The sequence below is a fragment of the Streptomyces yokosukanensis genome (assembly GCF_001514035.1).
Classification (GTDB): Bacteria; Actinomycetota; Actinomycetes; order Streptomycetales; family Streptomycetaceae; genus Streptomyces; species Streptomyces yokosukanensis.
On sequence record NZ_KQ948215.1, the window covers coordinates 385,136 to 398,427 of the forward strand.

Annotated in this window: 8 protein-coding genes; 5 read left to right on the top strand and 3 right to left on the bottom strand. The window is 72.5% G+C overall.

Annotation, left to right across the window (positions count from 1 at the left end; genetic code table 11):
* Positions 1-120: 120 nt before the first annotated feature.
* Complete coding sequence (locus AQI95_RS26015; protein WP_067128510.1) at positions 121-1,224, bottom strand: Gfo/Idh/MocA family protein; 1,104 nt, start codon at positions 1,222-1,224, stop codon at positions 121-123.
* A complete protein-coding gene (locus tag AQI95_RS26020; protein WP_067128513.1) occupies positions 1,221-2,384 on the bottom strand; it encodes a DegT/DnrJ/EryC1/StrS family aminotransferase in 1,164 nt (387 codons plus the stop codon). Before AQI95_RS26020 ends, AQI95_RS26015 begins: the two co-directional genes overlap by 4 nt.
* Positions 2,385-2,727: 343 nt before the next feature.
* On the opposite strand from AQI95_RS26020, the gene AQI95_RS26025 reads away from it, so the two are divergent.
* The 4 genes from AQI95_RS26025 (at position 2,728) to AQI95_RS26040 (ending at position 7,693) form a co-directional block, all read left to right on the top strand.
* A complete protein-coding gene (locus AQI95_RS26025) occupies positions 2,728-3,165 on the top strand; it encodes a type II 3-dehydroquinate dehydratase (RefSeq protein ID WP_067128516.1) in 438 nt (145 codons plus the stop codon).
* 97 nt (positions 3,166-3,262) lie between these two features.
* Entirely contained in the window at positions 3,263-4,189 is a 927-nt protein-coding gene (locus AQI95_RS26030; protein WP_067128520.1) for a GNAT family N-acetyltransferase, read from the top strand.
* A gap of 17 nt (positions 4,190-4,206) precedes the next feature.
* Positions 4,207-6,768: an amino acid adenylation domain-containing protein gene (locus AQI95_RS26035; RefSeq protein WP_079071472.1), complete on the top strand. Its 2,562-nt coding sequence runs from the start codon at positions 4,207-4,209 to the stop codon at positions 6,766-6,768.
* Between the two features lie 4 nt (positions 6,769-6,772).
* Entirely contained in the window at positions 6,773-7,693 is a 921-nt protein-coding gene (locus tag AQI95_RS26040) for an ROK family protein (protein WP_067128526.1), read from the top strand.
* A gap of 98 nt (positions 7,694-7,791) precedes the next feature.
* Here AQI95_RS26040 and AQI95_RS26045 read toward each other — a convergent pair whose 3' ends face one another.
* Positions 7,792-8,829: a 3-dehydroquinate synthase family protein gene (locus tag AQI95_RS26045; protein WP_208614260.1), complete on the bottom strand. Its 1,038-nt coding sequence runs from the start codon at positions 8,827-8,829 to the stop codon at positions 7,792-7,794.
* Positions 8,830-9,170: 341 nt separating this feature from the next.
* Between AQI95_RS26045 and AQI95_RS26050 the strand changes: the two genes are divergently transcribed.
* Positions 9,171-13,292: beta-ketoacyl synthase N-terminal-like domain-containing protein (locus AQI95_RS26050; RefSeq protein ID WP_159056584.1), on the top strand; the 4,122-nt coding region annotated here is incomplete at its 3' end.

Sequence of the window (13,292 nt, forward strand, 5' to 3'; positions counted from 1 at the left end):
TGCTGTGGCGCTCCTTTTCGTGGTGCGGCGAGGTCGGGCGACGAGCCGCTGTCGCGGCGGTTCGGGAAGCGGCGCTGACGGACCGGCGCTCGCTCGTGCCGGTCACGCCCGCGTCGGCTGTCATTTCTCCTGCACGGCACGGGCCGAGGAGTAGACCCGCTCGATGGCGCCGATCGTGCGGCGCACCTCCTCGATCGCCCGGCCCGGCCCGGCCGGGTCCCGCAGCAGGGCGGGCAACTCGTCGAGCTGCCGGTCGTACTCCGTGCCGACGGGTTCTTCGGGCAGCGGGACCGGGTGGGTCCCGCCGTCGCGGGTGAGGGTCAGCTCGGGGCGGGGCAGCCGGTTGGGGCTGAAGCCGAACGTGCATCTCAGGGTCGCGCTGCCCGCGCTGCCGTCGACGCGGATCCGGGTGATGTCGAGTTCCTCGTGCGATGCCCAACTGGCGTGCAGGGAGAGCGAGATGCCGCCCTCGGTGACGAGGAACGCGCGGGCGGTGTCCTCGACGTCGACGGGGCCGGCGGCCGCGCGGCCGTTCCCTTGGGCCTCCTCGGCGCGCCAGGAGACGCGTGCGGTGTCCTGTGCGATGAAGTCGCCGGAGACCGCGCCGGTGACCTGTGTGAACTCCGCGGAGCCCAGCAACGGTGCGGCGATGTCGAACAGATGCCAGCCCAGGTCCACCAGCGCCCCGCCCCCGGACAGCTGACGCTGCGTGAACCACCCTCCTGCGTCGGGCACGCCGCGGGCGCGCACCCAGGACAATTCGAGGTGGCGGACGTGCCCCAGTTCGCCGACGCTCGCGAGGAGCATCCCGATGTCGGCGCGGTGACGGGCGGCGCTGCCCGCCAGGAGCCGGGCGCCGCCGACGCGTTCGGCCTCGGCCAGCTGCTCGGCCTCCGCCGACGTCAGGCACACGGGCTTCTCGAGGAAGACCGGAACACCCTTCCGGAGCAGGCCGCTCGCGATCTCGCAGTGCAGGTGATTGGGCACGGCCACGATGGCCAGGTCCACCTGTGCGGGATCCACGTCGTGCACGGCCGCGAGGACCGGAGTGCCGGGGTGGTCCACGGCGACGCTCTCGCGCGAGGCCGGGTCGGGATCCACCGCGGCGTTCACGGTGAACGCGGGGTGCAGGCGCAGTCGGGGCAGCCAGATGGAGCGCGCGGCCCAGCCGAGGCCCACCACGGCGGTGCGGATCGGCCGACCGCCCGGATGCGCAGCGCTCATGAGCCGAGCACGTCGGCGATGACGGCGGCGACCTCGTGCATCTGCTCCTCGGTGCCCAGCAGGGTCCGGTGGTGCAGCCACAGGCAGTCGGCGGTCAGCGCCTCGGAGTTGGGGCAGCGGCGGGCCAGTTCGTCCTCGGACATCTCCGGCGCGCCGATCTCCCAGAAGGCGTCCGTGCGGTAGATCGAACGGAACGCGACGAACGCGGGGACGCCGCGCTCGATGAGGGTGTCGACGACCTGGGCACGGCGCTCCTCGGTGATGCCGGGGACGCGGAACATGGCCATGTAGTGCGGGTTGCGGTCGCAGCGGCTGTCCAGCTGCTGCGGCACCACGCCGGGGATCTCGGAGAGGAGCGAGGACAGCAGCGGCGAGCGCTCCTCGCGCGTGGCGATCTGTGTGTCGAGACGGGCGAGTTGGGCGCGCAGCACCGCGGCGGAGAACTCGTTCATCCGGAAGTTGGAGCCCGAGGTGCGATGGAAGTAGCCGCGGTCGCCCCGGGGGCGGCCGCAGCTGTGCCGGACGAAGCCCTGCTCCGCCATCTCGGCGTCCGGGAACAGTACGGCACCGCCCTCACCCGCGGTCATGAGCTTGCCGTTCTGGAAGGAGAACGCCGCGACCGAGCCCAGCTCGCCGACTCGCCGGCCGTTCCAGGTGGCGCCCTGCGCGTGCGCGGCGTCCTGGATCAGCGGAACGCCGGAGTCGGCGGAGACCTTCTCCAGGGCGTCCATGTCGGCGAGTTGACCGGCCATGTGGACGGGCATGATGGCGCGGGTCCTCGGCGTGACGGCCTTCTCGACCTCGGCCGGGTCGATGCAGTAGGTGTCCGGGTCCACGTCCACCGGCACCACGACGGCGCCGAGGCGCTGCGCGGCCTGGGACGAGGAGATGAAGGTGAAGGCCGGCACGATCACCTCGGTACCGGGGCCGACACCCATGACCTCCAGGGCCAGTTCGAGTGCGTGTGTGCCGTTGGTGACAGCCAGCGCGTGCCCGCCGCCGTGGTACTCGGCGAACTCCCGCTCGAAGGCGTCGACCTCGCCGCCGCCCATGCGCCACCACTGCCCCTGCTCCAGGGCCCGGATCAGGCCGGTCCGTTCCGCGTCGTCGTACTGCGGCCACGCCGGAAGGTCTGAGCCCAGTCGCACACCACTGCTCATGCTGTTCCCTACTCCTCGGTCTATGCGCATGCGAATTGCCTCCGTATCGATCGTCACGGAGGCACGACACCATGTGCCGTACGCGGACCGGGTGTCCACGCGGACGCCGGCACCGGAACGCGTCGTCGGTGAGGTCCGCACACCGGGCCGTGCCGTTCGGCAGTCACCCCCGGCGGGGTCGTCGCGATCGGCACGCTAACCCAGTGGCCGATACGTCGTATTCCCCTGGTGACCCCCCTATGTGCCCCCTTGCTCGCAGGTTTACTTGCCGCTGATGTCCAGGCTGTATTGCCGTGCTATAAAAAGCACTTCCGCAGCAGTCCCGTACCGCGCGAGGTGCGCAATGAGCAGACTCCTGTTGTTGAACGGGCCGAATCTCGGCATACTCGGTAGCCGTCAGCCCGAGATCTACGGAACGGACACACTCGCCGACATCGAAGGCTGGGTCGCCGAGGAAGTCGCGGACCGCGGCTGGAAAGTAGAGGCGTTCCAGCACGACGGCGAGGCGGAGATGATCCGCACCGTTCAGGCCAACTACGACACCGTGGGCGCGATCATCAACCCGGCGGCCCTCATGATGGCCGGCTGGGGGCTGAGGGACGCGCTCGCCAACTATCCACGCCCGTGGATCGAGGTCCACCTCTCCAACGTCTGGGCCCGCGAGCAGTTCCGTCACGAGTCGGTGACCGGCCCGCTCGCCACCGGAGTGATCTTCGGTCTGGGCGCCACGGGCTACCGGCTCGCGGCCCGCGCGTTGCTGGAGAAGGTCACCGACAGCTGACGCGGCGCCACGCGCCGCGAGGCATCCCCCTTTCTCGCCGATCCGCCCCTCCGTGAATTCACCACGGACACGACTGAAAGCCTGAGGACACGACACGATGCTCAAGGGACAGACGGCGGAATCCGTGCTCGCCGCCCACCGCGACCGGCTGCGGCCCGTCGACCGGATGATTCCCGAGGCAGAGGCGCTGCCGGAGCCCACCGACGGCCAGGAACTGCTGGAGGTGGACGGAGCCCAGGGCCTGCTGACGCACGCCCGCGTCGACGCCGACGCGCTGGAAGCGGTGCTCGGCCCGCTGGACCGCTGGGAGCTCACTCCCCGCGTCTCCGGGCCCGAGGAGATGGCCGCTCTGCTCACGCGCTGGCAGCAGTACATGGAGAGTCACCCGGAACGCCCCGGTGCGGACTCCATGGCCGCCGTCGAGTGGCCCAGCCGCGACGTCGCCATGACCCGGGTCCTGCGCGCCTTCGGGTTCGTTCCGGAGTTCGTGATGATCGGCCGGCTCAAGGGCACCGACCTGGTGCCGGAGTCGGGCCAGGTCCGCGTGCGCCGCGCCACCCCCGAGGACAGCGAGGCGGTGTGCGAACTGCAGATGGTGGAGACCCGGTTCGACGCCGCGGTAAGCGGTGCCGTCGAGCGCGCCACCACCGAGGCGCTGCTGCGCGAGGAGATCGCCGCGTCGTTCAAGCTCGACGAACCGCTGATCTGGGTCGCCGAGTACGAGGGCGCGATCGTCGGTATGCACCGGGGCGAGGACTTCTCCGAGCCGCAGCAGGCATGGCTCGCGACGAAGATCGCTGCCGCCCCGGTCGCGCACCTGGTCTGCCAGGCCGTCAAGGAGGGCTACCGCAGCCTGGGCATCGGCACCTCCCTCGCGCACCACGTGCACGCCGATCTGGACGCCATGGGCATCGGTGCGGCGGTCGGCTACCACGCGATGTTCAACCCGATCTCCACGCCGTTCTGGCACCGCCACGGCTGGCGGCCGTACTGGAACCGCTGGATGCGCACCCCGGCCGCCTGAGCGGCCTCCTGGCGAGAATGACGTACGAGCCCTGTGGAGTGAACATGCTGGTGAAGGCGCTGGAGGAGCGGGCCGACGCCGTTCCCGATCTCACGGCCCTCGAATGCGAGGGCGTGGAGCTGACGTTCCGGGCGGTGCACGAGCGGGCCAACCGCCTAGCCCGTCACCTGGTCGCCTCGGGGGTGGGGCCCGACCGCGTCGTCGCGGTGATGCTGCCCCGCTCCACGGACCTGCTGGTGACGCTGCTTGCGGTGCTCAAGGCGGGCGGGGCCTACCTCGCGCTCGACCCGGAGCACCCCGCCGAGCGCGTGGCGTTCCAGGTCCGTGACGCCGCCCCGGTCGTCCTGGTGACGTCGGCGCGCATCGACGCCGACCGCACCGACCTCGGCATCGCCCGGGTCGTGCTGGACGATCCGGGGACGGCCGAGACGCTGGCGGCGCTGCCCGCCGGCCATCTGACGGACGCCGAGCGGGCCGCCCCGGCGGGGCCCGAGGACCTCGCGTACGTCATCTACACGTCGGGTTCCACCGGCACCCCCAAGGGCGTCGAGATCCCCGTGCGCGCCCTGCACAACCTGCTGGAGGCGATGCGCGAGCGGCTGTCCCTGGGGCCCGGCGACCGCATGCTGTCGGTCACCACCGCCACCTTCGACATGTCGGTCCCCGAGCTGTTCCTGCCGTACTACACCGGTGCCCGCGCGGTCATCGCGCCGCGCGCCACCGGGCAGGACCCGCGGGAACTGGGCGACCTGATCGTCCGCAGGGAGATCGGCACCGCCCAGGCCACCCCCACCCACTGGCACATGCTGGCCACCGTCAGCCCCGAGGCGCTGCGCGGCCTGCGCATCCTCATCGGCGGCGAGGCGCTGTCGGAGAAGCTGGCGGCGACGCTGCTCGACCTCGGCGCCGAGGTCGTCCAGTGGTACGGGCCCACCGAGACCACCGTGTGGTCCACGGTGCACCCGGTCACCGGACCCGCCGACGCGGCCGTCATCGGCAAGCCCCTGCGCAACACCCGGCTGTACGTCCTCGACGAGGACCTCGTGCCCGTCGAGCAGGGCACCGAGGGCGAGTTGTTCATCGCCGGCGCGGGCGTGGCCCGCGGGTACCTGAACCGGCCGGAGCTGACCGCCGAGCGCTTCCTGCCGGACCGTTTCGGTACCGGGGACGCTCTGATGTACCGCACGGGCGACGTGGTGCGGATGCGCCCGGACGGCGACCTGGAGTACGTCGGCCGCGCGGACCACCAGGTCAAGCTGCACGGCTTCCGGGTGGAGCTCGGCGAGATCGAGGCGGCCCTGGAGCGCTCCGAGGACGTCGACCAGGCCTCGGCGACCGTCCGCGAGGACCGGCCGGGCGACCGGCGTCTCGTGGCCTATGTGACGGCCGCGACCGGCCGCGTGCCCGACGTCAGGGAGCTGCGGAACTTCGTGGCGCAGACGCTGCCGCTGTACATGGTGCCGACCGCCGTGGTGGCCCTGGAGGAATTCCCGCTCACCCCCAACGGCAAGCTCGACCGCAAGGCCCTGCCGGCACCCGTCGTCGAGCACAACGCCATGGTCGAGACGCACCTGACGCAGTCCGAGCTGATGCTCAGCCGGCTGTTCGCCGAGGTCCTCGGCCTGGAGCAGGTGGACCCGCGCGACAGCTTCTTCGACCTCGGCGGCTCCTCGGTGCTCGCGGCACGGCTGCTGGCCCTGGTGCGCGCCGAGATGGACCTGGAACTGTCGATCCGGATGCTCGTGGAGTCCCCGACGCCCGCCGAGCTGTCCCGGCGGCTGACCGGTGAGGAGCCCCAGGACTCCTTCGCCGTACTGCTGCCGTTGATGACGAGGGGCTCCGCGCGGCCGCTGTTCTGCATGCGCCACCTCGGCGGCACAGCCTGGTGCTACGGGGTCCTCGCCCAGCACTTCAGTCTCGACCACCCCATCTACGGACTCCAGTCGCACACCTTCCAGGAGTTCGACACGCCGGTCGACAGCATCGCGGCCATGGCGGCGGACTACGCGGACCGCATCCGCGGCGTACAGCCCCACGGCCCCTACCGCATCCTGGGCTGGTCCTTCGGCGGCGTCCTGGCCCACGCCGTCGCCGCCGAGTTCCAAAGGCGCGGCGAGGAGATCGAGTTCCTCGGCGTCTTCAACACCAACCCGCACATCACGGACAAGGAGGACCGGGACGAGCAGGGTCTCATCGAGCTGATCCTGCTGATCAACGGCAAGGACCTCGCCGACTACGAGCGCCCGCTCAGGTACGAGGACGTCGCCGAGTTCGCCGACATGGCGACGAACTACGCCTGGCGCGGCAGGAAGAGCGCGGCCGAGACCTTCGTCGAGACCATGCTGACCGACCTCGCGGCATGGAAGAGCCACCGGCCCGAGAAGTACAGCGGCACCATGCACCTGTTCGCGGCCGACCCCAGCCCCGTCGCCGAGACGGCCTCCAGCGAGGCCTGGGCGCCCTACGTCGCGGGCGAGATCGTCCGCCACGAACTGGGCTGCGGCCACGAGGAGATGCTCAGCAGCCCACGCGTGCTGCGCCAGGCCGCCGCGATCGTCACCGACCACCTGCGCGACTGACCGGGTGGAGGCTGCCATCCGTTACCACCTGGGCATCGACGTCGGCGGCACCAAGGTGGCGCTGCGCGCGGAGCACGAGGACGGCACCGTGCGCGAGACCGGCTTCCGGTGGCCGCCGGCCGCGGACTCGCGGCCCGCGGACGCGGCGGCGGACCTGGCCCTGCTCGTCGGGCACGTCCGCGAGATGTCCGCCGACGCCGCGGGCGAGCCCTGCGGCGTCGGCGTGGCGATGCCCGCCACCCTCGACGCGTCGGGCGTCGTCACCGCCTGGCCCAACCGCCCCGGCTGGGTCGGTACCGACCTGGTCGGGGTGCTGGGCACGCTCTTCGGCACCACGCGGGTGGTCTGCGCGGACGACGGCGACCTCGCCGCACTCGCCGAGGCGCGCGCGGCGAGCCGCGCCGACCTGCTCTACCTCGGGGTCGGCACCGGCGTCGGCGGCGGGATCGTCCTCGACGGCAGACTGCTGCCCGGCCCGTCCCGCGGCTCCTGCGAGATCGGCCACCTGGTCGTGGACCGCGCCGGAGAACGGTGCGACTGCGGACGGCGCGGTTGTGTCCAGTCCGTGGCGTCGGGACCGGCCGTGCTGCGCCGTGCGGCGCGGGCCCGTGGCGCCGAGGTGTCCTTCGCCGACCTGGCGCGGGCGCTCGCCGACGGCGTGCCCTGGGCCGCCGACGCCGTACGGGAGGGCTGCGCGGCGCTGGCCACGGCCGCCGTCGGGGTGAGCGAACTGCTCCGGACCCGACTGGTCGTGATCGGCGGCGGGTTCGCGGCCGGCCTGCCCGGATTCACCGCCACGGTGGCGGCCGAGGTGGCGCGCCTGGCCCGTCCCGGTCATCCGCTGCCGCCGGTGGAGCCGGCCCGCCTCCAAGGGCTCTCCTCGTTGCGGGGGGCAGTCCTGCTGGCCAAGGAGTCGCACGTCTGACCGGTCGTGACCCGAGTCGGAACAGGGCGGTAGGGGCCGGTCCGGACGGGAGCTCCCGTCCGGACCGGCCCCTACCGCGTGTCGCGCAGGTGAGCTGCTCAGACGGCCGCGCGCGGCGTCTCCGCCAGCACCCGCGTGACGACCTCTTCGGGCAGACCTGACACCAGCTCCGGCCCGTCCTTGCCGTCCAGCACGAAGGTCAGGCCCGACGTCGCCTTCTTGTCCCGCCGCATCAGTTCGATCAGCTGGGCCGGGCCGACGTCGGCGGGCAGTTCGTGGGGCAGCCCGTAATGGCGCACCACCTCCAGGTGCTCCACCGCCCGCTGCGCGTCGATCCGGCCCAGCGCCTGGGCGAGCCGCCCGGCGAACACGGTGCCGATCGCCACGCCCTCGCCGTGCCGCAGCCGGAAGTCGGTGGCCAGTTCCAGGGCATGGCCCAGGGTGTGGCCGTAGTTGAGCAGGTGGCGCAGGCCCGTGTCGCGCTCGTCGGCGGACACGATCTGCGCCTTGCGGGCCACGCTCGCCGCGATCTGCTCGTGCAGCGGCAGCTCCCGCAGGTCGCCGGCGCCGATGAAGTGGCACCGGGCGATCTCGCCGTAGCCGTTGAGCATCTCGCGCTCGGGCAGTGTCCGCAGGTAGTCGGTGTCGCAGAGCACCGCGCTGGGCTGCCAGTAGGTGCCGATGAGATTCTTGCCCTCGGGCGTGTTCACCGCGGTCTTGCCGCCGACACTGGCGTCCACCTGCGCGAGCAGCGAGGTCGGCAGGTGCACCACGGCCACCCCGCGGTGGTAGAGGCCGGCGGCGAGCCCCACGACGTCCGTCGTGGTGCCGCCGCCGACCGAGACGACCACGTCGGTCCGGGTCAGGCCGAAGCGAACGAACTCGCGGCACAGCGCCTCGACCGTGCCGAGCGTCTTGTCCGTCTCACCGTCGCGCGCCCGCAGGGTCAGCGACGGCACCCCGGGATCGGGGATCCAGTCGTCCGGTCGGGCGGAGACGACCGCCGCGCGCCGCGCGCCCAACTGCCGTACGATCCCGGGCAGCGAGTGCCGCACCCCGGGTCCGATGTCGACGGGGTAGGAGCGGTCGCCGAGTTCCACCCGGATCCGGGTGTGCTGACGCATCGAATTCGTCATGTCCGTCTATGTCCCTTTCCCTGCCGTCCCACCGTCGACGGAAGGCTTCCGGGGAAAATGCTGTTCTCCCCTACTGCCCGCGGCAATCACGGCCCGTTTATCACAGGCGTTTCGGGTGGTTGGCCGATAACACAATGGCTGATCGTGCGGCGGTGCAGCCTATTACCGGCGGCTCGCCGCCCCAAACCTTTCCAGGGTCAATTCTGGTCACCTTCCTAGTCGCGAACGCATAGGGGGCCGTAGGGGGAGTGCTGAAGGCCGTCGGATGAGAAGACTGTCTGGGGTGAACCATCTGCCATTGCGGGCTGCTCGTCTGCAGTCGCCCCGGAGGGATGACGACAATGTTGCGCACGGAGCTCATCCGGCCACTTCCTGAACTGCTGGTCCACCAGGCCCGGCGCTTCGGGGCCAAGGTCGCCTACAGCGATGCCCGACGGAGTGTCGGCTACGCCGAGCTGGAGCTGCGCACCCATCGACTGGCCGGACATCTGGCGGAGTTGCGGCTGCAACCCGGCGACCGCGCGGCCATCTGTCTGGGCAACCGCGTGGAGATGGTCGAGAGTTACTACGCGATCACCCGGGCCAGCGCCATCGGCGTCCCCGTCAACCCGCAGAGCAGTGACGCGGAACTCACACACATCCTCGACGACAGCGGCGCCCGGATCGTCATCACGGACCACCTCCACGTGGAGCAGCTGCGGCGCCTGCTGCCGGACCGCCCGCACCTGACGGTCGTCCTGGTCGGTGACGAGGAGGTGCCGTCGGACTTCCTGCCGTACGAGGCGTTCGCGACCCGCGACCCGGCCACCCCGGCCCGCGACGACCTCGGCCTGGACGACCTGGCGTGGATGCTCTACACCTCGGGCACCACCGGCAAGCCCAAGGGTGTGCTCTCCACCCAGCGCAACTGCCTGTGGTCGGTGGCCGCCTGCTATGTGCCGGTGCCCGGACTCGGCCCCGAGGACCGCGTCGTGTGGCCGCTGCCCCTCTTCCACAGCCTCTCGCACATCGCCTGCGTGCTGTCCGTGGCGGCCGTGGGCGCCAGCGCCCGGATCGTCGACGGCCTCTCGGCCGAGGACGTGCTGACCGCGCTGCACGAGGAGCGCGCCACTCTTCTCGCCGGCGTCCCCACCCTGCTCCACTACCTCCTCGACGCCGCCCGTGAACGCGGCTTCGCCGCACCCCAGCTGCGTGTGGCCCTGGTCGGCGGCGCGGTCACCACCGCCTCGCTGCGCCAGTCGTTCGAGCGCGTCTTCGGCGTCCCGCTCATCGACGCCTACGGCTCCACCGAGACCTGCGGCTCCATCACCGTCAACTGGCCCTCGGGCGACCGCGCCGAGGGCTCCTGCGGCCTGCCGGTGGTGGGCCTGGGCGTACGGCTGGTGGACACCGAGACCGGCGAGGACGTCGCCGACGGCCAGGAGGGCGAGGTGTGGGTGCGCGGCCCGAGCGTCATGGCCGGCTACCACAACCAGCCCGAGGCCACCGCCGCCGCCTTCAAGGACGGCTGGTACCGCACCGGCGACCTCGCCCGCCGCGACGAGGCCGGCTACTTCACCATCACCGGACGCAAGAAGGAACTCATCATCCGCGCCGGCGAGAACATCCACCCCGGCGAGGTGGAGGAGGTGCTGCGGACCGTCCCCGGCGTCGCCGACGTCGCGGTCGTCGGCAAGCCGCACGACGTGCTGGGCGAGGTGCCGGTCGCGTTCATCGTCCCCGGCCCGCAGGGACCGGACACCGAACGGCTGTTCGCCGAGTGCCGCGAACGGCTCTCCTACTTCAAGGTGCCCGAGGAGCTCTACGAGATCGAGTCGATCCCGCGCACCGCCTCCGGCAAGATCATCCGGCATCGGCTGCTGGAGACGAGTGCCCGACTGCGCGCCACCAGCAGCGGCCTGTACGACTCGCTGTTCCGCCTCGACTGGGTCCCCAGCTCCCCGCTGTCCCTGGGCGGTTCCGAGCGCGAGCCGGGCCGCTGGGCGCTGGCGGGTCCCGACCGCCTCGGCCTGGCCGCCGTCCTGGACGACGCGGGTGTACGGTGCGAGGCCCACGCCGGTCTGGCCGACGCCCACGCGGCGGCCCGTCCCGCGGCCCACGGCGGCCCCGACGTCCTCCTCGTGGACCGGAGCGCCGACGCACCCGGCACGGCCGACGTGTCCGGAGCGGGCGTCCGGGAGTTCGCCACGGCGCTGGAGGACTGGCTCGCCGACGAACGGACCGAGGGCACCACGCTCGTGGTCCTCACCCGCCGCGCCGTGGCCGCCGGGGACGGCGAGGACGTGCACGACCTCGCCCACGCCCCGCTGTGGGGCCTCGTACGCGCGCTGCAGACCGAGCACCCCGGCCGGCTCGTGGTCGCCGACCTCGACACGGACGGACTCGGCGAGCACGGAGCGCCGCCGTTCACCGCCGCCGTGGCCGCGGGCGAGCCACAGCTCGCCGTCCGCTCCGGAGTCGTCCTGCTGCCGCGCTTCGCCCGCGTCTCCATGGACCGGGAGGAACCGCCGCTCCCGCTGCTCGACCCCGACGGCACGGTCCTGGTCACCGGCGCCACCACCGCCCGGGGCACCGCGCTGGCCCGGCACCTCGTGACCGCGCACGGCGCCCGCCACCTGCTGCTGACCTCCGCTCCCGGTCACTGGGACGACACCGTGGAGACACTGCGCGCCGAACTCACCACGGCCGGGGCCCAGATCACCGCCGCCGCCTGCGACCCGTGCGACCGGACCGCGCTCGCCGCACTGCTGGCGGACGGGAAACGGCCGCCCCTGACGGCCGTGGTGCACGCGGAGGAGGCCACCGGCACCGCCGCCGAGGCGGCACACGTCCTGCACGACCTCACCGCCGGCCGCGACCTGGCCTCGTTCGTCCTGTGCTCCTCGCCCCTCGGCGTCCTCGGCGCCCCCGGCGGCGGCACGGAAGCGGCCGACAGCGCCGCGCTGGAGGCGCTGGCCCAGCACCGGCGCGCCCACGGCCTGCCCGCCCTGTGCCTGGCCTGGGGCCCCTGGCAGGACGGCGCGGCCGAAGGAGCCGAGCCCGCCGTGCCGTTCGCGGCCGGAGAACTGACCGAGCAGCAGGCCCTGGTGATGTTCGACGCCGCGCACGCCGCGGACGAGGCGGCGTTCGTCGCGATGCGCCTCGACAACGCCGCCCTGCTCGGTGGCCCCGTCCCCGCCCCGCTGCGCGGCCTCATCGACACCACGGTCCGTCAGCTCCCCGCCCAGACCACGGGCTTGCGCGACCGCCTGGAGCGCCTGTCCGCGCAGGAGCGCGAGCAGACGCTGCTGCGGCTCGTACGCACGGAGGCGGCCGAGGTCCTGGGCCGGAAGGGCACCGACGACATCCCGGCCGACCGGGCCTTCAAGGAACTGGGCTTCACCTCCGTCATGGTCGTCGCACTGCGCGACCGGCTCGGCGCGGCCACCGGACTGCGCCTTCCCGCCACCACCGCCTTCGACCACCCGACCCCCACGGCCCTGGCGCACCGACTGCTGGGCGAGATCTTCGGCGAGCCCGCCGACGGTCGCGCGCCGAGGTTGCCCGCGGCGGCCGGCACGGCCTCCGACGAGCCGATCGCGATCGTCTCGATGGGCTGCCGGCTGCCGGGCGGCGTCACCTCGCCCGAGGAGCTGTGGCGCCTGGTCGCCGAGGGCACCGAGGGCCTCTCCCCGTTCCCGGCCGACCGCGGCTGGAACCTGGAGGAGCTGTACGACCCCGACCCCGACGCCGCCGGCACGTCCTACGTCGAGGTGGGAGGCTTCCTCGACGACGTCGCGGGCTTCGACGCCGCCTTCTTCGGCATCTCCCCGCGCGAGGCGCTGGCCATGGACCCGCAGCAGCGGCTGCTCCTGGAGACCTCGTGGGAGGTCTTCGAGCGCGCCGGCCTGGATGTGACCGCCCTGCGCGGTGCGGACGTCGGTGTCTTCGCCGGAGTCATGTACCACGACTACACCTCGCGGGCGCTGCGCCCCGCGAAGGAGATCGAGGGCTACCTCGGCGTCGGCGGCGCGGGCAGCGTCGTCTCCGGCCGGGTGGCGTACACCTTCGGCTTCGAGGGGCCTGCGGTGACGGTGGACACCGCGTGCTCGTCGTCGCTGGTGGCCCTGCACCTGGCCGCCCAGGCGCTGCGCTCGGGGGAGTGCTCCCTGGCGTTGGCCGGCGGTGTCGCGGTGATGTCGACGCCGGGCAGTTTCGTGGAGTTCTCGCGGCAGCGGGGGCTCGCCGCCGACGGCCGCTGCAAGGCGTTCGCCGCCGCGGCCGACGGCACCGGCTGGTCCGAGGGCGTGGGCCTGCTGCTGCTCGAACGGCTCTCGGACGCCCGCCGCAACGGCCATGACGTGCTGGCGGTCGTGCGCGGCAGCGCGGTGAACCAGGACGGCGCGTCCAACGGCCTGACCGCGCCCAACGGCCCCTCCCAGCAGCGGGTCATACGCCAGGCCCTCGCCAACGCGCGCCTGACA

Coding starts and splice junctions, on each gene's coding strand:
- AQI95_RS26020 (WP_067128513.1), bottom strand. CDS start 2,384: ATGAGCAGTGGTGTGCGACTGGGCTCAGACCTTCCGGCGTGGCCGCAG.
- AQI95_RS26015 (WP_067128510.1), bottom strand. CDS start 1,224: ATGAGCGCTGCGCATCCGGGCGGTCGGCCGATCCGCACCGCCGTGGTG.
- AQI95_RS26030 (WP_067128520.1), top strand. CDS start 3,263: ATGCTCAAGGGACAGACGGCGGAATCCGTGCTCGCCGCCCACCGCGAC.
- AQI95_RS26025 (WP_067128516.1), top strand. CDS start 2,728: ATGAGCAGACTCCTGTTGTTGAACGGGCCGAATCTCGGCATACTCGGT.
- AQI95_RS26035 (WP_079071472.1), top strand. CDS start 4,207: ATGACGTACGAGCCCTGTGGAGTGAACATGCTGGTGAAGGCGCTGGAG.
- AQI95_RS26045 (WP_208614260.1), bottom strand. CDS start 8,829: ATGACGAATTCGATGCGTCAGCACACCCGGATCCGGGTGGAACTCGGC.